The 22464-nt window shown below is 43.1% G+C and carries 22 protein-coding genes; 15 read left to right on the top strand and 7 right to left on the bottom strand.

What is annotated here, in order from left to right; genetic code table 11:
- Window positions 1–53: 53 nt before the first annotated feature.
- The 4 genes from R7Q46_RS14485 to R7Q46_RS14470 all read left to right on the top strand — a co-directional run bounded on the left by R7Q46_RS14485 (window position 54) and on the right by R7Q46_RS14470 (window position 2847).
- Window positions 54–509: an Lrp/AsnC family transcriptional regulator gene (locus tag R7Q46_RS14485; protein ID WP_005373615.1), complete on the top strand. Its 456-nt coding sequence runs from the start codon at window positions 54–56 to the stop codon at window positions 507–509.
- Between the two features lie 40 nt (window positions 510–549).
- Window positions 550–1464: a LysR family transcriptional regulator gene (locus R7Q46_RS14480; protein WP_017819875.1), complete on the top strand. Its 915-nt coding sequence runs from the start codon at window positions 550–552 to the stop codon at window positions 1462–1464.
- Window positions 1465–1573: 109 nt separating this feature from the next.
- Window positions 1574–2188, top strand: coding sequence for a LysE family translocator (locus R7Q46_RS14475; protein ID WP_005373611.1), 615 nt, complete (start codon window positions 1574–1576; stop codon window positions 2186–2188).
- Between the two features lie 329 nt (window positions 2189–2517).
- Window positions 2518–2847, top strand: a complete 330-nt coding sequence (locus tag R7Q46_RS14470; protein WP_213886158.1) for a hypothetical protein — start codon at window positions 2518–2520, stop codon at window positions 2845–2847.
- A 125-nt stretch (window positions 2848–2972) separates the two neighbouring features.
- Here the strand turns inward: R7Q46_RS14470 and R7Q46_RS14465 are convergent, their stop codons facing one another.
- Window positions 2973–3194 (bottom strand): hypothetical protein, encoded by a 222-nt coding sequence (locus R7Q46_RS14465; protein WP_104976599.1) that lies wholly within the window; start codon window positions 3192–3194, stop codon window positions 2973–2975.
- A gap of 240 nt (window positions 3195–3434) precedes the next feature.
- Window positions 3435–4868 carry a glyceraldehyde-3-phosphate dehydrogenase gene (locus R7Q46_RS14460; protein WP_025767937.1) on the bottom strand — a complete coding sequence of 478 codons (1434 nt, stop codon included), beginning with the start codon at window positions 4866–4868 and terminating at the stop codon, window positions 3435–3437.
- Window positions 4869–5483: 615 nt separating this feature from the next.
- On the opposite strand from R7Q46_RS14460, the gene R7Q46_RS14455 reads away from it, so the two are divergent.
- The gene (locus tag R7Q46_RS14455; RefSeq protein ID WP_318077561.1) at window positions 5484–8120 is read left to right on the top strand and encodes an ATP-binding protein; all 2637 of its coding nucleotides are present in this window, start codon (window positions 5484–5486) and stop codon (window positions 8118–8120) included.
- A 68-nt stretch (window positions 8121–8188) separates the two neighbouring features.
- Here R7Q46_RS14455 and R7Q46_RS14450 read toward each other — a convergent pair whose 3' ends face one another.
- Both R7Q46_RS14450 and R7Q46_RS14445 read right to left on the bottom strand, forming a co-directional pair.
- Window positions 8189–9532, bottom strand: a complete 1344-nt coding sequence (locus R7Q46_RS14450) for an MATE family efflux transporter (protein ID WP_318077560.1) — start codon at window positions 9530–9532, stop codon at window positions 8189–8191.
- 121 nt (window positions 9533–9653) lie between these two features.
- Window positions 9654–9968, bottom strand: a complete 315-nt coding sequence (locus R7Q46_RS14445) for a DUF496 family protein (RefSeq protein ID WP_005373603.1) — start codon at window positions 9966–9968, stop codon at window positions 9654–9656.
- Between the two features lie 220 nt (window positions 9969–10188).
- On the opposite strand from R7Q46_RS14445, the gene R7Q46_RS14440 reads away from it, so the two are divergent.
- The 8 genes from R7Q46_RS14440 (at window position 10189) to R7Q46_RS14405 (ending at window position 18443) form a co-directional block, all read left to right on the top strand.
- Window positions 10189–10413, top strand: a complete 225-nt coding sequence (locus R7Q46_RS14440) for a hypothetical protein (RefSeq protein ID WP_005385630.1) — start codon at window positions 10189–10191, stop codon at window positions 10411–10413.
- Between the two features lie 165 nt (window positions 10414–10578).
- The gene (locus tag R7Q46_RS14435; protein ID WP_318077559.1) at window positions 10579–11229 is read left to right on the top strand and encodes a YceH family protein; all 651 of its coding nucleotides are present in this window, start codon (window positions 10579–10581) and stop codon (window positions 11227–11229) included.
- Entirely contained in the window at window positions 11226–11543 is a 318-nt protein-coding gene (locus R7Q46_RS14430) for a GIY-YIG nuclease family protein (protein WP_053304534.1), read from the top strand. Before R7Q46_RS14435 ends, R7Q46_RS14430 begins: the two co-directional genes overlap by 4 nt.
- A 331-nt stretch (window positions 11544–11874) precedes the next feature.
- Window positions 11875–12972 carry an autoinducer 2-binding periplasmic protein LuxP gene (locus tag R7Q46_RS14425; RefSeq protein ID WP_005385634.1) on the top strand — a complete coding sequence of 366 codons (1098 nt, stop codon included), beginning with the start codon at window positions 11875–11877 and terminating at the stop codon, window positions 12970–12972.
- Entirely contained in the window at window positions 12972–15548 is a 2577-nt protein-coding gene (gene luxQ, locus R7Q46_RS14420; RefSeq protein ID WP_158155831.1) for a quorum-sensing autoinducer 2 sensor kinase/phosphatase LuxQ, read from the top strand. The genes R7Q46_RS14425 and luxQ overlap by 1 nt, the downstream gene beginning before the upstream one ends.
- A gap of 295 nt (window positions 15549–15843) precedes the next feature.
- Window positions 15844–16299, top strand: a complete 456-nt coding sequence (gene slyA / locus R7Q46_RS14415; protein ID WP_017635177.1) for a transcriptional regulator SlyA — start codon at window positions 15844–15846, stop codon at window positions 16297–16299.
- A 35-nt stretch (window positions 16300–16334) separates the two neighbouring features.
- Window positions 16335–17393, top strand: a complete 1059-nt coding sequence (locus tag R7Q46_RS14410; protein ID WP_005373588.1) for an HlyD family secretion protein — start codon at window positions 16335–16337, stop codon at window positions 17391–17393.
- 12 nt (window positions 17394–17405) lie between these two features.
- On the top strand, window positions 17406–18443 hold the full coding sequence (locus R7Q46_RS14405; protein ID WP_017635179.1) for a DUF2955 domain-containing protein: 1038 nt from the start codon (window positions 17406–17408) through the stop codon (window positions 18441–18443).
- A 2-nt stretch (window positions 18444–18445) separates the two neighbouring features.
- Here the strand turns inward: R7Q46_RS14405 and R7Q46_RS14400 are convergent, their stop codons facing one another.
- Window positions 18446–19108 carry a flagellar brake protein gene (locus R7Q46_RS14400; RefSeq protein ID WP_064369362.1) on the bottom strand — a complete coding sequence of 221 codons (663 nt, stop codon included), beginning with the start codon at window positions 19106–19108 and terminating at the stop codon, window positions 18446–18448.
- 95 nt (window positions 19109–19203) lie between these two features.
- Window positions 19204–20130, bottom strand: a complete 927-nt coding sequence (locus tag R7Q46_RS14395) for a DMT family transporter (RefSeq protein ID WP_053307237.1) — start codon at window positions 20128–20130, stop codon at window positions 19204–19206.
- 148 nt (window positions 20131–20278) lie between these two features.
- Between R7Q46_RS14395 and R7Q46_RS14390 the strand changes: the two genes are divergently transcribed.
- Entirely contained in the window at window positions 20279–20734 is a 456-nt protein-coding gene (locus R7Q46_RS14390; protein WP_005373581.1) for an Lrp/AsnC family transcriptional regulator, read from the top strand.
- 5 nt (window positions 20735–20739) lie between these two features.
- Window positions 20740–21363, top strand: a complete 624-nt coding sequence (locus R7Q46_RS14385) for a class I SAM-dependent methyltransferase (RefSeq protein WP_053304531.1) — start codon at window positions 20740–20742, stop codon at window positions 21361–21363.
- Window positions 21364–21889: 526 nt separating this feature from the next.
- On the opposite strand, the gene R7Q46_RS14375 is transcribed toward R7Q46_RS14385, so the two are convergent.
- Window positions 21890–22438, bottom strand: coding sequence for an ATPase (locus R7Q46_RS14375; protein WP_213897921.1), 549 nt, complete (start codon window positions 22436–22438; stop codon window positions 21890–21892).
- Window positions 22439–22464: the final 26 nt, after the last annotated feature.

Here is a 22464-nt window from a genome sequence, read left to right as displayed (position 1 = left end):
ATGCAGTTAGAATCGGTATAGAATGAGAAAAATAAGGAAAGCTTGGTAACGGTATGGACAAGTTTGATCATAAGATTGTGGATCTGCTCAGGCACAACGCTCGGCTGTCGGTGACTGAAATTGCGGATAAAGTAAACCTTTCTCGTTCTGCGGTAACGGCCCGTATTCGTAAGCTAGAGCATGACAAAGTGATTCTAGGGTATCACGCTGAAATTGCGCCTTCGGGTGGGGATTCGATTTGCGCCTATTTTGCCTTAAAGTTCGATAAATCAACCTCTACGTATTATTGCGAATCATACGCGGACGAATTATACAAAATTGATGGCGTAAAATGGTGTCATGCGATCAGCGGTGAGACGGACATGATGGTTTTTGTCGAAGTGCCTACGATGGCTCGCTTGAACGAAATCAGAGATCAAATTCAACGATATCCAGAGCTTCGAAACCTGATGACTCATACCGTCTTAGCTGAATTCTTTAACACGACTGGGAACCTGTTTGTGAAGTGACCATGAATGGATGCCATGTTGAAAACCCTTCTGAGCGAATATGTTAAACAACATTAATTTGAATCTACTTAGATCCTTGCATGTACTTTTAGAGGAGTGTCATGTCAGCCGGACCGCAGACCGTTTGCACATTACGCAGTCTGCCGTCAGTCGACAGCTTGCACAATTGCGCGATCTGTGTGGTGACCCACTGCTTATTCGTCAAGGTAATCAACTGATACCAACGCCACGAGCAATAGCGTTAAAATCAAAGCTTGATGCATTACTGGCTGAGTTTGACCATTTACTCGATGACCAACCTTTTGAGCCGCGGCAGTGGCAAGGTGAGCTTGTTATTGCTTCTAGTGACTACGTGGCGCAATACGTATTGCCCGATATTGCCTCTCACTTGGGTGAACAAGCGCCACAGTTGGATATGGCGTATCGACTGTGGCAACCCAACTTTCTTGATAAACTTCATGAGACGGGCATCCATATCGCGTCTTCTATGTATCCAGAAAAACCACAGAGTGTGTCGAGCGTTAAAATTGGTGAGGACTCATCAGTTTGTTTGATGAAATCTTCTCATCCTTTAGCAAAGCAGGACCAGATCAGTATTGAAGACTTGATTTCATATTCACACATCAAAGTGACTGGCGGCGGAGACAAAGATTCCTACACTGATTTAGCATTGAAAGAGCTAGGGCACACCCGCCACGTTACCTTTAAGGTTCCATTCTTCTCTGCTGCGATCAATCGCTTAGTTGCAAGTGAGCACCTGATGGTGGCTCCTGAACATATTGCCGTTAACCTCGCTAAGCATTGGGACTTAACCCATAAAGCATTACCACTCGAAACACCTATTCATCAATATTGGTTAATGTGGCACCCCAAATACGACACGGATCCTGCGCATAAATGGGTGCGAGAAGAGATTCGCTCAGTAATGCAAATCTCTGAATATTCCATTCGCTAATACGTACACCGTTTAGCTATGACTTGAAGTCATGATTAGTATGAATAACTTTGATTTCTAATTATACCTCTTCTGTTGATAGAGTGAGCTTCAAAGAGGGGAGATTCTTATGACACTAACAGTTTGGTTATCACTTTTTACCGTGTGTTTATTAGGGGCTATGTCACCAGGTCCCAGCTTAGCTATTGTCGCTAAGCACTCGTTGGCTGGTGGACGTATCAATGGATTAGCTACGGCTTGGGCTCATGCGTTTGGCATTGGTATATATGCGTTTATTACCTTGATTGGGCTCGCTGTTGTTTTGCAGCAAAGCCCGATGCTGTTCAAGACGATTAGCCTTGTGGGTGCGGCATATCTTGCGTATTTAGGGTTTAATGCTTTGCGTTCAAAAGGTGGTGTGGCTGCGAAGTTGGAGTCAGGTGAGGAAACAACGGTAATCCAGTCTGCGCGAGAAGGCTTTTTTATCTCGATTTTAAGTCCCAAAATTGCTTTGTTTTTTATCGCATTATTCAGTCAGTTTGTCGCGCTCGGTAATGATTTGAGTAATCAGATGATCATTGTTGCCACGCCGTTTGTTGTGGATGGGCTTTGGTACACCTTTATTACCCTAGTGCTATCGAGCTCTAAAGTCGTTGACAGAATTCGCTCTAAGGCAGTGTTGATTGATCGTTTGTCAGGAGTAGTACTCATGCTGCTGGCTCTTAGAGTGGTCGTAACGGTATAGACAAGCTCGCAAGACAGAAATACTAAAAGCAGCCCGTGTGGCTGCTTTTTTGTCTACTCTCAGTAACCCTTACACAATTTACGTAATTCTGACGCTAAACGTTGCTAAAATTAATATTATCAATAGTGTTACTTTGGTTCATATTCTCATTTGCTGTGAAAGCTACTTTCCAACGCATTGTTATAATGAGAACGATAGCCACTTAACGTTAATACTAACAGTGTCGCATATTAAGTCGAGAGTGCTTTATTGGATAAAAACGGACTTTCCTCTTACTTACCCTATGAAAGGGGTAGAGACTTCATGACCGTTTAGAAGGTGAGAGCAATATGCAAAGAATAGTAGATTTAGCTCCAGTAGTAATTTTGACCAGTGTTTGCAGCGTTGCTTGGATATTCTTTTCAACAAAGAGCATTTGGGTGTTTTTTGAACTGTTTGTATTTACGATGCTTGGCTTTGGCCTTTTGTACGGGTTACTACAAAAGGCTGATCCTAAACACTTTAACTTTGTTTTAAATCACATCGATGAAATTAAGAAGGAAGGCAAAGATGCTTGCCTAAGCGGCGCTCCGAAAGAATCCAACCCATACTCTGGTGTCGATGGTGATTTATGGGAGGCTGGTTACACAGCCTCCTACAACAAAAAGATAAAGCAATAAACCGCTAGGTGTTTATTCAATATTGTGCTTTTCAAAAAAGCACCCTGCCATTTTAAGGACAGGGTGAAAGCAAGAAGTTTCTCAGGAGCTGTCGGGGGAGAGAAACTCATCTAAATCTTATTTACTTACCGGCGAACCTCTTCAAATTCACCTTCAATCGCATCTGCTTTACCCGTATTAAACTCATACTCTTCGTGTATTTCTCTCTGCATTTTCTTTACGCGCTTTTCAATACGTTTACCGGTAATTAATGCTGCGATGGTCAACGGAATCGCAATGATCAAGCTAAATACTAACGTAAAAAAGCCGGTAATCAGTGCTAGTGCAGTTACAATAATCCGATTCATAATCATGACCTCTCTGTAATTTATGTGCTCAGATTAATGCTGTGAACATGAACAAAACATGAATGCTGACGTTCACTTTGTCCGGAGAGTGTCAAATGAATGAAACGAAAAAACGCCTGAGGGTGATCAGGCGTATAAACGGGGAAAAATATTAGTAATGCGCATGGCGCTTATTATTTAGAACAAATATGAGATATTGTCCGCTACGCTATGTGGTTAACGTTGTGGAGCAAAGTTCACCTATCGAGGGAATGTTTGGTAACGAACACCCATCATTTGTTCCATACAGTGCACAACTTGGCAGCTGTAACCGAATTCGTTGTCGTACCAGATGTAAAGTACACAACGCTTGTCTTGTGCGATAGTCGCTTGACCATCTACGACGCCTGCATGACGAGAACCAACTAAGTCAGTTGATACAATTTCTGTTGAATCGGTGTAGTCAATCTGTGCCGAAAGCTCAGAGTTCAACGCCATTTCACGCAAGTAATCGTTCAGTGAATCACGGTCTACGTCTTCACCTAAGTTTAGATTAGCGACTGCCATAGATACGTTTGGTGTCGGTACGCGAATCGCGTTGCCTGTTAGCTTGCCTGCAAGCTCTGGCAATGCTTTAGCAACTGCTTTTGCCGCACCTGTTGAAGTCAGAACCATGTTTAGTGAAGCACTACGTCCGCGACGGTCACCAGAGTGGAAGTTGTCGATCAAATTTTGGTCGTTTGTGTATGAGTGCACGGTTTCAATATGGCCAGAAAGAACACCATATTTATCGTTCAGAGCCTTAAGGACTGGCGTGATTGCATTTGTTGTACAGCTTGCCGCAGAGATGATGGTGTCATCTTCTTTAATTACCGACTCATTTACACCGAATACAACGTTTTTGATGTCACCTTTACCTGGTGCTGTTAGCAGTACTTTCTCTGCGCCTTTACACGCTAAGTGTTGGCTCAGGCCTTCAGAATCACGCCAAACACCTGTGTTATCAACAACTAGCGCGTTATTGATACCGAAAGCTGAGTAATCCACTTCGCTTGGGTTATTTGCGTAGATGATTTGGATGTAGTTGCCGTTAACGATCAGTGCTTTACGCTCTTCATCGATAACAATGCTACCGTTGAACTGACCGTGAACTGAGTCACGACGCAACAAGCTAGCACGCTTCTCCAAATCGCCTTTTTTACCGCCACGAACCACAATCGCACGTAGTCTTAGTGGGTAACCTGGACCACTTTTCTCAATGAGAAGGCGAGTAAGTAGTCGACCAATGCGACCGAACCCGTAAAGAACCACATCACGCGCTTTCAATGAAGAATCTGCGTCGCGAGCGCCATCAAGTGCAGTGATAAGGAAATCGTTTAGAGAGCTTGTATCGTCATGTTCATTCCAGTACATAGTTGCCAATTGGCCAACATCGACACGGCATGAAGAAATGCTCATTTCACAAAGCGCTTGAATAATAGGCATCGTGTGCTCAAGCGAAAGTGGGTTACCGGTATAACGTCTTGCAACGCGATGAGTTTTGAGAATGTCTATAGTAGTAGCATTAATAAGCGTTTTACCAAACAGAACCACTTCGATTCCTTTTTGACGATATAGCTTACCAATTAGAGGGGAAATAGATTCAGCAATCGTTTGGCTAGTTTGCCAGTCTTGGAGATATTTCTCTGGACTCATTGTTGTATTAGACCTTTCACGTTTTGGGGGCTAACCATACTCTCTGCTGTTGCCTCTTCGGCAGCGTGCAAGAGTGTGGTGGGTTATGTAATCGGGTTGTAATAGTTATGTGTGCGGATTCTAAGGTCGGAGTCCTTATTCTGCTAGGAAAATTAAATCCAGTGTAAAACACTACTTAAGGGGACGTTAGTGGTGGATTAATGTGACTAAAGCAGTGGTTTTCACGTATTGACATTTAGAAAGTAACTTACTTTTTTTGCGATGATAACGTTTGCTTTCAAATTAGTTTTGTTGACAAAAATGGATATTTTGCATTTTTGTGTGATTTGACTCGATAAGGCAACTCAATAGGTAAACATACAATAGATGATTTCCTGAAAAGTGATGCGACTCTTAGTTGTGAGTGAAACTTTATTGTTTGCATCCAACTTTAAGATCAAAAAATATGACTTAAATCACAATTGCCACTTCATTAGCCGATGATAAAACACTCACAATAACCATAATCTAGGTAGGTGAATGTTGTTTGAAAGTAACAATGTCGTATATGCCTTTCAATGCGGGAAACTAGTCTAATATTAAATAAACGGATGAAATCAACCATTAGGCTGATGGATGTTGAGATTATCAATAAAAACACGCTTAGCACTCCTCGCACTATTACCCGCTGTGGTAATCGTGGTATTTGCAGTTCAGCAGTTTTCTGATAATGCGTTGCGCGTGAGCCGTCTCAATCAAACGGTTAGCAATATTCAAGGTTTCCAATTGATATCCAAGGCCTCCCACTTTATTTACTCCATAGAGAAAGTACGCCGACAGCCTGATCTTCAAGTCTCTGCAGCCATTAATATTGAAGAACAAGGTGAAGTTATTTCTTCTTTGCATCAAAAGTTTGTGAGTAACCCTAATACTGCTGAGTATGCTGATGAACTGAAAGAAGCCATGCTGGGGGTATTGTCAGGTAGATTGAGTGAGATGGACGACCTGGGTGATTGGGCATTTCAACAGCTCCAAAATATGTCGCGCTCTTTGTTGCAAAATCATCAATGGTATGGCAGTGACGATGGCATTCGCATGCAAAATTTTATTGCCTACCTTGCTCAGCTCTCTTTTTGGACACAGAAAGAAGCTTGGCTGACGAACCGTTTAGTCCAAGACCCTAAGAGTCGGCTAAGTCAAAGTATGTTTTATCAGGCGATTGACCGACAGCAGCAAAATTTGGATGCGTTTTTAAACTTAGGTGGGTCATACGAGCAAGTGGATAAATTGCTTGGCTTGTTTACTTCGCCGAGATATCAGAGAAACTTGGCGTCTCGCGGACAATTAATGTCAGGAGACATGTCACAAAGTGACTACGCCGCGTATTTAAAAGAACTCGATTTTCGTGTGCAGCGCTTACAAGTGCTCATCGATGGGTTCACCAAACAAACTGAGCAGTCGCTTCTCACGCAGGTTCATGAACAAAAGGCCAATATAGCCATGATCAGTTTTGGCGTTGCCTTAGTGGTTATCCTGCTTTGTTGGCTCGGATTTAGTACTTGGTTCCGCGTTAACAGCAAACTCGATGCGATCATTCATACTTTAAACGCGTTGATCAACTCCGAAGAGAAGCAAACAAAAGTCAAAGTTGATGGAAGTGATGAACTGACCATTTTTGCTCAGCAAGTGAATCGAGTGGTTGAAGAAATGCAGAGACAAACTGAAGAAATACTGCATGCAAAAGAGTCAGCAGTATCGGCTAATCGTGCAAAATCTGTGTTTCTTGCCAACATGTCACATGAAATCCGCACGCCCCTTAACGGGATTATGGGCATGACAGAAATACTCTCTCAAAGTGAGTTGTCTTCGCATCAACAAGCAGTTGTTGATGACATTGACTCCTCATCTCAAACGCTGCTTACTTTACTTAACGATATATTGGATCTCTCTAAAATCGAGTCTGGACGATTGGAGCTGTCACTAGTAGAAGCGGATATCCGAGAAGTCGTGTATCAGTCGATGATTTTATTCCAATCCAAAGCAACATCTAAACAGCTAAAGTTAGGTATTAATTTAGCTGAAAATATCCCCATTCGCGTGATGGTCGATGATCATCGTGTCAAACAGGTAGTTACGAATCTGGTATCGAATGCGGTTAAGTTTACCGAAAGTGGGCATGTATGCGTTGATGTTAGTTATGAGGAGTTACTTGAGAAAGAACGTGGAGTGCTGACGTTTAAAGTAGAAGATACCGGAATAGGCATTGATCAAGATAAGTTAACCACGATTTTTGAACCCTTTACTCAGGAAGATGAAGGAGTGTCGAGGCAATTTGGCGGCACAGGGTTGGGTTTGGCAATTTGTTGTCAGCTTGTGTCGATGATGGGGGGCAAGCTCGTAGCAACATCTACAAAAGGAGTGGGCACATGCTTTGAATTCTCGATTGAGGTTGAAGCAATTCCGGTGTTTGGCTGGCGTTCGGAGGTGATTAATAAAGGGCTTTTGATCTGCTCAAATTACGACTACGCCGACCAAGTATTAAAAGAGTGTCGCTTAGCGAAAATCAATCTCTTTGGTGTTAATAATGTGAATGAAGTGCAAGCGATAAATGATGACTTTGATGTCATATTTCTGTGCCACAGTAACGACGCTAATACCGATGAAATCTTGGATAATCTATCATTTAATTACGATCTTCGCCGTGTGATTATTTGCCAGCATCATTTATCCACTCCCTACGAAAATGCAGAAAAAGTACATGCCGTACTCACATTACCTTTCCTTGGCAATCGATTTAAGCATGTCATTGATGATTTAGCTAAGGTTGAAAAGACTATATCACGTGACAATGTCACCAATAATGTTGTCAGCTCTGAATATCGAGCGTCGCGCTCTCATCGGAGGATCTTAATTGCGGAGGATAATTTGATGAACCAGAAAATAGCGAGTTTTTTTCTGGATAAAGCAGGTTATGACTATTTGATAACAAGCAACGGTCAAGAAGCGTTAGAAGCCATCACAAAGGGAGAAGAATTCGATGCAATTTTAATGGACTGCATGATGCCCGTGATGGATGGACTGACCGCGACGAAAGAAATTCGTCGTTGGGAAAAGAAAGCAGGACGTGAAAAAACGATGATTATCGCACTCACTGCGAGTGTTTTGGAAGAAGACATCCACAACTGTTTTGCGGCAGGTATGGATGCTTATTTACCTAAGCCGTATAAATCGAACCAGTTATTTGAGCTCTTTAGTGAATTAAAACTCGCCTAGCTAACATTTCAACTTAGACAAGGTGTCAAAACGATAAAGCCCCACTTCAGGGGCTGAGTTCTGATTATTCATTGTTGTGCGTTGGCTTGAGCGCCTGTGAGTTTGCGTATGGTTTGGCGATAGGTTAGGTATGCGGAAACACCAGCTAACAGGTTGCCGATACAAGCGCCTAAGAGTAAACCTCGGATTCCATCCATTTGAGCGCCAACCCACAAGCACGGTAGGAAAAAGACAAACAAGCGCAGCGCTGAAATGGTGAGCGCGGTGTAAGATTTGCCTAATGCATTACAAAGAGAAACCATTAGCATACAAACCCCTAATGACCCCAAACTGATCGGCACTATCAGTAAATGCATTTCCAAGACTTGCTCCACTTGCACATCACTTGTCATCAATAATGCGAGTGGGTTTGCGACGGCAAATGTAATGGCAGCGATCAAAAGTTGGAAACCTAGAATGAATTTTACGGCAATACTGACGAGCCTTTGGATATCTTCATAGTTCTTTGCTCCAAGTAAGCGTCCAACCATTGGAGGCATAGACATTGTCAGCGCCAAGACCGAAACGATAGCAAAGAACTCATAGCGTGAACCAAGCGCCCAAGCGGCGACTGCTGCGGTTCCAAAGCTTGCCAATAATTTTGTTGCTAGCATGGAAGACAACGGTGGCAGCAGTTGGCTAATCATCGCAGGGCCCATAATGTTACCGATAGATGCAACACTTTTGGCTACGTTAAGATCTTGCCATTGTGTCGTTGCCCAGTGATTCTTTTTCACGCGAGGAGCGACGACTAAAATACCAAACCCAAAAGCGACGATGGTTGCTATTGCCGCTCCGTTAATACCCAAGTCAAACGTGAAAATAAATAGCGGATCGAGTACAAGGTTCACGCCGCTGGTTATCATCATCATTGTGCCAGGTAACATTGTATTGCCATTAGCTCGGCAGATACTGTAATAAAAATACAAAACCGCACCAGTCCATGAGCTTAATAACCACCAAGGCCAGTAACTGTCGATTATCGGCATAACAGATTCTGGAGCGCTTAATAGAGCTAAAATGGGGTAGCGCAAAAGCCAAATTAGCCCGCCAAAAATAGCGACACCAATTGAGCCGATCATCAATACTAATCCGCCAAGTTGTTTGGCATACCGACTTTCATTCGCTCCAAGAGCTTTAGAAATGACCGCTGTCGTTGCGATTCCTAGACCGACTTGAATGCCGATAATGACCATTTGCAAAGGCAGAGTGAAACCTTGAGCGGCTAACGGTAAAACGCCGAGCTGACCGATAAACGCGCTATCCACAAGCTGAAAGCTCATTAAAGACAGAACGCCAAATAGCATTGGCCAGGTCATCGTAAATAATTGTTTTGCAAGCGTTGGTTGTGTACTTGTCGTAGTTGAAGACATAGAAAGCTGAATGCGTTAGGAATAAGAGTTAGATTGATTGTACACGGCGGTTAGTTTAGAGACAAAAATAAACCCCGAGGAAGATATTCTTGCTCGGGGTTCGAAAATCTAGCTTACGCGTTTATTTTTTGCCGCTAGTTTGCTTGTCTTCTTCAGTCAGCTCACGAATGCGACGGCTGATGTCGCGACGTGCTTTAGAGATCTCAGCGCTTTTAATGATGTGGTCATCAACACGATCTTCATAGTCTGCTTTCATATTTTTGATGATTGCGACGATTTCATCGTGAGTCATTTCTGGTTTGATGTAGTCTAGAAGGTTTTCTAGAAGATCAACACGTTTGCGGTTATCACGAACTTTCTTCTCGTTATCAAGAAGCTCACGTTTTAGTTTGTTTTTACGACGAGCTTGGTTAACGATTTCAAATACGCTACTCATAGTTCTCTTTCCTAATTTTATGAATATCTTCCTCGATTAAAGCACAACATCCAGTGGCATAACAGTCTTTAGATCAATAGCAATGCAGAGTTGAACATTTCTCAACCAATTGCGCTGTGTCCATATAATCGTGCTGCTTTCTTCGAGTTTTGGCCAACATTGTAGAATCCATCGATTCATTGTCATAACGTGGCCTTCACTATATTATCAACACCATTGAATGCAAAATGATGAACTTGATATGGACTCTGGTAACACTGCGGAGCAAGTAAATAGTCAAGATAATGAGCAAGTCACTCGCTCTGTGGCTGAAAAGTTAAAAACGGCGTATATCAACGCTCGCGAGCAACTCGAAATCATCGAAGTTGAGCTTAATCGTTCAAAAATAATGATGGTCGACCAAGATGGCAATTTGACGAGAGTGCCGATTCTCTCGGAGCATTGATACCTGACCCTATTCGTAAGGGGTGTCAGGTCTTACGCTATGCTTTAGCCTGACACCAACACCTGAACCGCTAACGCTTCTTGCACTGCTGTGTGAATTTATGGCGTATGATTTCGAAGCGATTTAGGTACAAAGTCAAATGCAAAAATAATAAGGAAATGCATTATGAAAGTTGAGCTAACGGCAATTGAAGCACGAGTTATTGGTTGCTTGATCGAAAAAGAAGTCACTACCCCAGATCTTTCCCCCCTCAGCCTAAACGCATTAACCAACGCGTGTAATCAAAAAAGCAACCGTGATCCCGTGATGTCACTATCTGAGTCAGACGTTCTCGATGCCGTTGATGCTCTTATTGAGCGCAGGCTCGTCAGTGACGAAAGTGCGTTCAACAGCCGCGTCAGCAAGTATCAACACCGTTTCTGTAATACGGAATTTGGTGATTTAAAGCTGACAGAGCAGGAGAAGGGCATTGTATGCTGTATGCTTTTGCGCGGTGCTCAAACACCTGGGGAAATTCGTACTCGTACTAATCGTCTCGCGACATTTCATGATGTAAAAGAAGTGGAAACGGTCCTTGAGCATTTAGCAAGCGAAGAGAAAGGACCATTAGTGGTCAAATTACCACGTGAGGCTGGTAAGCGGGAGTCGCGTTATATGCATTTGTTCTGTGGTGATGTTGATGCGTCCGAACTTGCAGCGCCTGTGTCTGCTGCAATCTCGAGCTCCGATCGAGTAAGTCAGCTAGAGCTCGAAGTCGCTCAGCTGAAAGAAGAGCTGGATGAATTAAAAGCTAAGGTTGAGTCACTGCTTTCATGATGGAAAATACAACGCAGCGTTGGAGTGTCTATCTGATACGAAATAACCGCAACGCGTTGTATTGTGGTGTTACCAATGATGTTGAACGAAGATTCAATCAGCACCAAACCGGAAAAGGAGCGAAAGCTTTGAAGGGAAAAGGCCCTTTGGTATTGGAATGGTCATCGGATTTTGAGTCAAAGACGCTTGCCATGCGAGCAGAGTACTATATTAAGCAACTAACTAAAGCGAAAAAAGAGCTGCTCGTTATGTCAAAAGCAAATATTGTCGTCGACGAACATCAACAAATGATGTTAGAGATAGTGGCACTCTGATAAGCCCTTGCTACGCAAAGATACACGGAAACCGCCCATGTCACATTGGCGGTTTCTTTTTGTTTTTGGAGTACCATGTAGGAATAAACTGACGCATAATGGGCTGGTGTTCTGTTTATAGGTCCTGAATATGAAAAGCGCGAAATGTCTTTGCGTCATCGAGATAAAGGAAGCGACTCAATGTACTTTCATTTGCATCCACTCAGACCAAGAACTAATTTACTATTGAAACAGGCACTAAGAGGAAGGTAGATTACAAGAGTATAGGATGACTCGGCTAGGTAATGAATAGAGCTGAATTAGGCTCATAAAAAAGCTAAAAGAGCAGTAGATGAAAAAAGCGTTAGTATTCTCCCTGATTTCAATGGCCGCTTTTGCGCCGAATGTGCAGGCCACCCAAGTTCTTAATGGGTATTGGGCATATCAAGAGTTTTTAGACCAGTTTCCACAACAGAAGCAGCTAACTAGTGCGTTGGCTGAAGTGGTAAGAGAAACCCCTGTACCCGTAGCAAAAGACAAAAAGCGTCCACTGAAAATTTCTGTTGTTTATCCAGGGCAGCAGATCTCTGATTATTGGATTCGAAACATCGACGCGTTTGAAAAACGCCTAGATAAGCTTGATATCGACTATCAGCTAAATCAAGTGTTTACTCGTCCTAATGCAGATATAAAGCAGCAAAGTTTGTCTTTAATGGAGGCGCTGAAAAGCAACTCCGATTACTTGATCTTTACTCTAGATACCACAAGACATCGTAAGTTTGTTGAGCATGTCTTAGATTCAAAGAAAACCAAGTTAATTTTACAAAATATCACCACACCTGTTAGGGATTGGGAACATCATCAGCCGTTTCTTTATGTTGGTTTCGACCACGCAGAAGGAAGTCGTGAATTGGCCGTTGAGTTTGGCAAGCGTTTCCCTAAACATAGCCACTATAGTGTTCTCTACTTCTCAGAGGGCTACATTAGTGACATCAGAGGCAACACTTTTATCAACCAAGTGAACCGCGATAATCAATTTGAACTACAATCTGCTTACTACACCAAAGCAACAAAGCAATCTGGGTATGAAGCTGCAAAAGCCAGTTTGGAGAAGTATCCGGACGTTGACTTCATTTACGCGTGTTCTACCGATGTAGCATTAGGTGCTGTTGACGCTCTTAAAGAGTTAGGTCGTGATGATGTCATGATCAATGGTTGGGGCGGCGGTTCAGCAGAGTTAGAGGCGCTTTCTAAAGGGGAGTTAGACGTTACCGTTATGCGTATGAACGATGATACAGGTATTGCAATGGCTGAGGCCATTAAGTGGGATTTAGAAGGAAAGCCAGTTCCCACTGTTTACTCTGGTGATTTTGAAGTCGTTACCAAATCGGACTCTCCAGAAAGAATTGAAGCATTAAGAAAACGTGCATTTAGATACTCAGATAATTGATGACAACTACATCAAAAACAAGAAAGCGTCGCTCACTGTCGACGCTTATTACCAAAATAATTATTCTCGTACTTGCTCCGATCATTCTAGGCATCTTTGTTCAGAGTTATTACTTCTCGAAGCAGATTATTTGGCAGGAAGTCGACCGAACCAAGCAGCAGACCTCTGCCCTGATCCTGAACATTTTTGATAGCCATTTTGCAGCGATTCAGATTCATCACAACAGCAATTCGAAAAGTGATGTTGTATTGGATTTTTATACAGAACGTGATGAAGAGGCACTCAATTACTTTTTCATGAGTATTGACCAGAGTGATCCTTCCCATACACCGGAGTTTCGTTTCCTAACCGATCATCAAGGTATTATTTGGGACGATGGCAACGCGCATTTCTATGGCATCAACAACCTGATACTTAGCCGACTTGCCAGTCAAGTGACCTTTAGCAACAACTGGTATTATCTACCCTCACAGACCCCGATGGGAACTCGCCATCTTTTACTTCGTCGTGTACCCGTTTTACAACCTAAAACCGGTGAAGTGATGGGGTACTCTTACAATGTTGTTGTTTTAGATAATAACTTTGGGTTGATGGAAAGGTTAAAAAATGAAGGCAACGTCGACAATGTTGTGTTGGTCGCTAACAACACACCATTGGCAAGCTCATTAGTAGGAGATGAGGCTTATCAAATATTTGACGTACTCAAACGACGAGAGTCCCAGCACAAGCTTGACCAATTATTGATCATCAAAACCCCTATTGAGGTAAATGCCGCCGAGACTGACTTGTGCTTGCTTACTGTGCAAGACAATCAGAGCGTGGTGACATTGCAAATCCAACACCTGCTAGCAATGCTAGCCTCAGTTATCGGTATGGTTATGATTGCGCTAATGACTAAAGAATGGATCGAGAATCGAGTAGTTGAAGAGTTAGGATCCCTGATGGCATATACCCGCTCGGCTCGTGAAGAAAAAGGATTTGAGCGTTTTGAGGGGTCAGATATTGAGGAATTCGATCATATTGGTTCGACACTAGAAAACACTTTTGAAGAGCTTGAAGCACAAAAGCGGTCTTTCCGAGACCTGTTTAACTTTGCGTTATCACCTATTATGGTGTGGTCTGAATCGGGTGTACTTATCCAAATCAATCCGGCAGCACGCAAAGAGTTAGTCATGGAAAACGATATTGAAACCATGCACCCAGTGTTCAAAGGTTTCAAAGAAAAGTTGATGCCACACCTTCGCATGGCGGCTCAGGGAGCTACGTTGACAGGCGTTAATGTGCCAATTGGAGACAAAGTATATCGCTGGAACTTATCGCCGATTCGAGTTGATGGAGATATTAGCGGTATTATTGTTCAAGGTCAGGATATAACCACGCTAATTGAGGCGGAAAAACAGAGTAACTTGGCGCGCAAAGAAGCAGAGAAATCTGCTCAAGCCCGTGCCGACTTTCTGGCTAAAATGAGCCATGAGATCCGAACGCCAATCAATGGAATTTTAGGGGTTGCTCAATTGCTAAAAGACTCTGTGGAAACAGAAGAGCAGAATAACCAAATTGACGTACTTCGACATAGTGGTGAGCACTTACTTGCTGTTTTGAATGATATTTTGGACTTTTCGAAGATTGAGCAGGGTAAGTTTAATATCCAAAAGCACCCGTTTTCTTTCACTGATACAATTCGAACGTTAGAAAACATTTATCGTCCTATTTGTGAAAGTAAAGGCGTCAACCTTGTCATTGAAAACAAAATAGATCCCAATGTTGAAATCTTTACTGACCAAGTTCGTCTGAACCAAATTTTATTCAACCTAGTCAGTAACTCAGTAAAGTTTACGCCCTCGGGTAGCGTGCGCTTGCATGCTGAACTGGAGCAGTTCTATGGTGCTGACAATAGCGTGCTGGTCGTGGAAATTACGGATACAGGTATCGGCATCGAGTCTGACAAACTCGACCAAATGTTCGAACCTTTTGTTCAAGAAGAAGCAACAACGACTCGAGAATACGGTGGCAGTGGCTTAGGGCTGACCATTGTGAAGAGCCTTGTCGACATGCTGGAAGGTGATGTTCAAGTCCGTAGTCAGAAAGGCTTAGGAACGACTTTTGTCATTACAATGCCAGTGAAAGATCGTGAGCGAGTACTCACCCCTCTTGATTCGAGTTTGCGAGTTAAGCCAGGTGAACTATTTGCAGAGAGTCTCAAAGTGTTGTTGGTAGAGGATAACCATACTAACGCATTCATTCTAAAAGCGTTTTGTAACAAGTACAAAATGCAGGTTGATTGGGCGAAAGATGGGTTAGAAGCAATGGAATTCTTAAAAGATCATACTTACGATTTGATACTGATGGACAACCAACTTCCGCATCTTGGTGGAATTGAAACGACCAAAGAGATCCGACAAAAGCTAAAACTAGGCACGCCAATTTATGCGTGTACTGCTGACACCGCGAAAGAAACCAGTGACGCCTTTATGGAATCGGGTGCAAATTACGTGCTTCTCAAGCCGATTAAAGAAAATGCGCTCCATGAAGCATTTGTGGATTTTAAACAGCGGTTCTTAGTCGAGCGAACATGAATAATTGGCTCACTACGAGATAACCCAATTATTCATTATCTGAAAAGCACAACACCATGACTGTGGGTTGTGCTTTTTTGTATCTGACCCTTTTACTCTTATACAAATCAGACTTTATTGGTCTCGACGTTTGTTGTGTACATCGCTGCATTTCAAGTTCAAACATCGTGTTGTGTTACTTAGATTTCTGCCCCTTCACTGACACACCCAACGTGATTTCAATCACAAAAAGATATTTACTTAGCGTGCTAACTATTTTATATTACTTAGCACGCTAAGTAATTGAGTAGATCTTATGATTCAAGACATCAACAGTTTGCGAGACCTTTCTCTGGCTGAAAAATTATCTCGTGTTGCTCGTTTGTGGAAAATGGTTGCAGATCGCGAGTTAGAGCCTTTAAACCTAACGTATCCGCGTTGGACTGCGTTATGGAAGCTTTATCGAATGGGTGACAACATCAGTCAGAAGCATTTGGCTGAAGCGCTTGAGATCGAGTTAGCGTCGTTGATGCGAACATTAAAATTATTAGAAGAGCAATCTCTGATCGTTCGCCATTGCTGTGAACACGATAAGCGAGCACGTATTGTTAGCCTCACAGAAGAGGGGAAAACCCTACTAAAGCAAATGGAGGCTCGAATTCTTCAAGTTCGAAGCAAGCTCCTAACGGACATCAACGACCAGGAACTTCAGCAGCTTTCATTGATTCTTGATCAGATTGCTCACAATGCGCTTGATTCACTTAGCGAATAAGTCAGAAAACCGAATAAAAAGAGAAGTAAACGCCTATGACTCCAGATCAAAAATTCGCACGTTGGATCAAATATTCTTGCGTCGCGTTTGTCCTTGTCTTTGCCTATTTTCTAGTTGCAGATCTCGCCATGCCGTTGACGCCTCAGGCAATGGCAACGCGTGTGGTAACTAAAGTGGCCCCCCGTGTGAGTGGGCAGATTACGCATCTTTATGTTGCCAACAACCAAGAAATAAGCCAAGGCGATCTACTATTTCAGATTGATCCCCAGCCTTATCAGCTCGCCGTAGAAAAGGCTCAACTTAACCTTGAGCGTGTGATTCAAAACAACGAACAACTTGATGCTTCTATTGCTGCGGCAAAAGCAGACGTTGAAGCGAGCAAAATCGTGGCGGAACAAAAAGTTCGCGAAGCAAAACGTCTTAATACCCTGTTTCACCGTAATGGTACTTCGCAACAGCAGCGCGATGACGCACAGAGCAGTGCAACGGCAGCTAAAGCGAACTTACTGGCCGCACGTGCTCGTTTAAAAGAGTTGGAAGTAAACCGCGGTGATTTAGGCGCGACGAATGTGAATATCCGCGTAGCGCAAAACCAGCTAAAACAAGCGGAACTTAATCTGTCTTACACTCAAGTCTCGGCGGAACATGATGGCGTTGTCGCTAACTTGCAGCTGGAGACGGGGGCCTATGCGGCAGCTGGTACACCTCTTGTCGCTTTAGTCTCCGATGACGTGGATATCATTGCCGACTTTCGTGAAAAGAGTTTACGACACTTTAATCAGAACAGCCGTGCGTTAGTGGCTTTTGATAGCTTACCTGGTGATGTATTTGAAGCTCGTATTACGAGTGTGGATGCCGGGGTCAGCTCGGGTCAATTCGATGCGGATGGTCGCTTAGCAACACCAACTGACTCAAACCGTTGGGTGAGAGACGCGCAGCGCTTACGTTTACATTTAGCTATCGATGAGCCTCAGCAGCGTGCATTTCCAGCAGGGGCACGAGCAACCGTGCAGTTGTTGCCAGAAAACGCATTATCTGGCTGGTTAGCGAGATGCCAGATCCAATTCTTGAGTCTTCTTCATTATATTTATTAACGAGGAGGCGATATGAAGTTATGGGACCACCCCATGTCGGAAAACGACTTCCGTCAGTGTTTGCGCATTGCAACTGGTGCGACTATTGGTTTCACTTTATGTAAAGTATTTGGTTGGAACTATGGCGTATTCTTTACTGTAACCCCGATGCTGTTACTTGGAATGGTGCCAGTCATGAGTCTACATGCCGCACGACAACTGATTTTTTCAGCGGTTGTGTGTGGATTAGAAGTTGGTGTGCTTGGTGGGTTGTTTGGTGGGCACCCAGGCATGATGACAATCATTGCATTCGGGTTGTTCCTATATAAATTCGCCTGTATGTCAAAAGGGAGCTTGTTCTTATTTGGAGCGAACAGCGTACTGAGCTTAAGCATCATGCTGCATTTTGCGAGTTATCCAACCACTGACTTAAATGACCTAATATTTAGCAACCTGCAAGCGAATGTTATTTCAGTGATCGTTGCTTATGTGGTGACATTTTTGATTCCCGATGCGGAACCTCGTCAGCCACCAGCGAAACCGTCGCAGCCTAAACAGAGTCATCGAATGCGTCATGAAGCCCTTATGGGGGCGAGTATCGCTACAATGTCTTTCCTTGTATTCCAGCTATTTGACCTCAGTGACTCTATGTCTGCTCAGGCGACAACCTTACTTTTATTGTTTCCTATGCATTGGAACGGTGCTTTAGGGTATGCGCGAAAAAGAGCAATGGGGACCTTGATGGGGGTGACCTTTGGTATCGTCGGACAACTTGTATTATACGATTGGTCGGATACCTTATTGTTTATCGTCCCATTGCTTTGGATTGGTGCGATGATGTTCAGTTATATGCACGTGAAAGAGTCTAGCGGTTCGGGAGCCGGATTTGGCGGTTTAACCACATTAGGCATTTTGTTCGGCCAATATCTTACTCCGGATGGTGACTTAATGTTCAGTGCGCTGTATCGCGTGAGCAGTATTTTGTTTGCTATTGTTGCGACGCTGCTTGTGACCTATACGGTTCACAGAATACTCAACAGCTTTGAGGCGACGCGCTTTAGCGAGCAGTAAGTTCAGACGTTACTGGTTAGAAAGGATTGCTCCAGTAACTCTGTTTTTAGTTCGTGAGTCATCGCAATGGGACTGGCAAACTTAATTCCAACTACCCATCCCTTCACCAATTTCTTAATGTTGGCAATGACACATCGATTTTCTTCTCCGATATAGTGGCTTAACGGGCATTCGATGGTAACACTCTCACCCACGTTGAATTCGGGCTCAATCAAGGTTGATATACCAACACCTGCTAGAGAGAAATCGATAAGGCTGCCGTCGTAGACATTCCCTGCATGAATAACGTTACAGTCCATTTGCAACTTGTAACGCTCATGTTCCCGAACTGGTTTGGTTGCAAATGTTCCTGGAATGCGGATAAACAAAAGGGGGGATGGTCGAACGGTCGTCGTCAGCACGCTGGACTTAAACGCAATGACATGGCCTAACTCCGTATCTGATACACCACGCACGATGACATCGGCGTTGGGGAGTTTTCTCATCACTTGCTCTTCAAGCAAACGCATTGGTATATCAAGAATCAAATAAGCATTTTCTTTCATCCCAAGATAGGTGGTGGAATACGTATATTGATCCTTAGGCCCAAATTCGAAATTAGTAGAAAGTTTCATTCCCGGTTTGAGAAACCTATGCAGTTCATCTTTAGTATGAGTGGCTGGCATCACATTGGCGTTTTAATTTTTTAGTTAAGCTGAGGCTATCAAAACGCCATTTTGTTATTCAAGATAGTAAGGCATAAGTTTTTGTAAAATCATCGCTATCTGTGAAGTGGTGGGCGATAAGTTTGGTTCATTCCACCTTTCATAAAGATTTGGCTTGCCACAATACTGCCGCATGTGACCAACATCAGCGCTAACCAAGTGAGAGAATCTGGTTGTTCACCAAAAATTGGAACGGCAAGAAGTGTCGCGACGACTGGAGTTAATGAACCAAAAGCAGCGCTGGCTTCGGCACCGATGATCCTAATTGCATAAATGAAAGTGAAAGAAGCGATTAAACCTGCGCCAACACCTTGTAGCATCGCGTGGCCAAATAACTCCTCCCATGGCCACTGGCTGAACGGTGTTACCACCAAATAACTGTCTACCCACCCGAAACCAACGGCGATGATGAGCAGAGCCAAAGACGCGATTGCAACGAATCCTGCACAGACGTGTGCATTAAGATTGGCGACACGAGCGCTGATGGTGAAAGCAGCCCACATGATGCTGCCAGTTAGAAACAGGATATGCCCTTGTAATTGAGACCAGTTGTACTCTGCGCCGCTATTAGAAAGAAGGAATACGAAAATCCCTAACAACACCGTAGAAAGCCCGATTAAGCGGTGAGCACTCAGCGACTGTTGATAACAAAGTACCGCGATAGCAGAAACAAACAATGGCAAAGTGCCAGGTACTAATGCACTGCCGTGCGCCACGGGAGCGAAATGCATAGCCGTTCCGACGACCAGAAGATAGGGAAGGCCGCTTCCAACCACAACACCAACCAGGTAGCGTTTAGGCACTACGCGCAGCGACTGTTTATGCTTAATCACAAATGGTAATAAAATTATACTTGGGATGAGAAAGCGAACTAACGCGATATCGGCTGGCTGCAAGGCAGAAATTGCGCCCCCTTTTAAAGAAATAAAGAAACCAGACCAAAGCAGTAAGGTCGTTAATATAGCTGCGTATCCCAAGATCATTATCGACATGTCCATTTGTAAATGATGTGTTAATTGTTGAATAAAACTCTTGCCAAAGGGAGGCAAAGTTTGACGTAATTAGGCTTGATGTTGGTGATAAATTGCGTATAAATGTTAATTATTAGTGATTAAAGGCACGGAAGAATAAATGGATAAAATTGACAGGCAACTTATCAACCTAATGCAGAAGGATGCCACTTTGACAACTGCAGAACTTGCTGACCAAGTAGGGCTATCGGCATCACCTTGTGCAAGGCGCATTAAGCGTTTGGAGCAGGAAGGTGTAATTAGTGGTTATCGAGCTATTGTGTCCAGAGACACCGTAGGCATCGCGATGACTGTATTTGTTGAAGTGAGTTTAAATAACCACCAAGCTTCTTCGATTGATGAGTTTGAACATGCCGTTGTTGAGATGGATGAAGTGATCTCATGCCATGTCGTATCAGGGGCCTATGATTACCTGTTAGAGGTGGTCAGTAAAGATCTCGCTGGTTATGAAACATTTACTAGAAAGTTACAGCGATTAGAAAATGTGAAAGATATTCATACCCACCTGGCGATTAGACAAGTGAAAGGAAATGGCAGTTTGCCGATTTATGCATAAGAAAGATGAAATTTTTCGATAGACTTAAGATTGCCCACTATCATCGAAAGCGATATAGACAGTTTGGTAAAGACAGAGCCCGAACTCTGGGATGGGCAGATAAGTATAGTCAGATCAGCCGTTTTGAGGCGTTGTGCCGAGGGTTAACGTTAGACGGTTCAAGTATTTTAGATATTGGGTGCGGCTACGGAGACTTGTTAGCGTTTATCGAACTTATGGGGGGGCTTCCTCAAAGCTATATTGGCATTGATCAGCAAAAACAGTTTATCTCTGAAGCCAGAAAACGAGATTTTCGTACGCAAAGTAAGTTTATATGTGGCGACTTTTCAACGTTGGTATTGCCTCGTTGCGACTTTGTTTTTGCTTCCGGATCATTGAACTATCAATCCACCAACCCAAATCACACCATTGAAATGATTGAGAAAATGTACCGAGCGACAGAGAAAGGTTGTGTGTTTAACTTGTTGGATGAATCCAAACTACCCAGCATGAAAATGTTAGCGTCGCACAATAAAGAAGGTGTCTTTCGCTATTGTCGGTTGCTGTGTCCGAATACACGATTGATTGAGGGGTACTCCGAGCACGACTTTACGATTGCCATGATCAAAAAAGCGGAGTCCGTTTCCTGACTCCGCTTAATAAATTCTTAAGCCTTATTGGTTTTTGTATTGTGAGATTTCACAGTTACCTGTGTATCTATCAACCTTGAATGAGAACGCGGCTGAATGGTATTCCCTCCCATCACTCCATATTGTTTCTCCGAAGATTTTACAAAGATCCAAATCACTGATTGAACCGAACTCTTTTACGTGCCTAACTACTGACAAAAACTTGGCTTTGGTAGCATTAGGACATTCCCTGTTACTTAATCGATTGATAACCATGTTTGTAGCATCATCTCCAGCCAAATGTGACTTTTTATTAAACTTTATTAATGGCTAAGCTAACCAAAAAATGTCCATAAGTAAAGCATTAATGTGACGTATGTCTCTATAAATTGATTGTCTTGGTCATGGTTTAGTCAAGTTTGTCAAAGGGAACAATCCCATTATTTACATTTGATATCATTCACGACTAAGGAAAGATAAAAAGTACGAATAACGTCCAATATTGGAGTGAAAAACCAACATCGTCTATTCAAAACTGGCTCTGTTTTTACTTCGAAACATATTGAGCGTATTGAAGCGCTCGAGCTTCTTTATCATAGACTTGTGACAGAGTTTGATATTGTGAAGAGAGGCGCTTGTAATCTTCAGCAAGTTCCAAAGCGTTGGTGTTATACCATTCCGCAGTTATTTGATTGGCTGTTTTGTTTGACTCGCGGCACTTCTGGGCCAGTATCTCCCACCCATTTGCTGACCATTGGGATTGTGTGCTCAATTTAAGCAGCTGATTCGCTTTAGTTGTGAGCTCTTCTTTGTATTGAATCGATGCTTTTAATTGCGCTTTGAACACATTTTGGTTCGACTTGGCACGCCAAAGTAGCACGAGCTCATGCAGTGAAAAGGTTTCGGACAATAACTGACGCTGTTTATGTTCGGTCAAAAGTGTATTGAATACCTCAACATGCTGATTGTAATTGGACTCTAAACGATTGAATTGGGTAAGATTGTCATTCCACGACGATGGGTTACATTGAATATTGGCGTGCCCCGTTATCGGGAACAGAAGAAATAGTAGTATCCAATTGAGTCTGTTGATCATTATTGCTCGCGTTAGTTGACCTGCTC

This window comes from Vibrio sp. 811 (assembly GCF_033339195.1).
The sequence above is the reverse complement of the archived record's forward strand: the minus strand, read 5'-3'. Positions and strand labels throughout refer to the sequence as shown.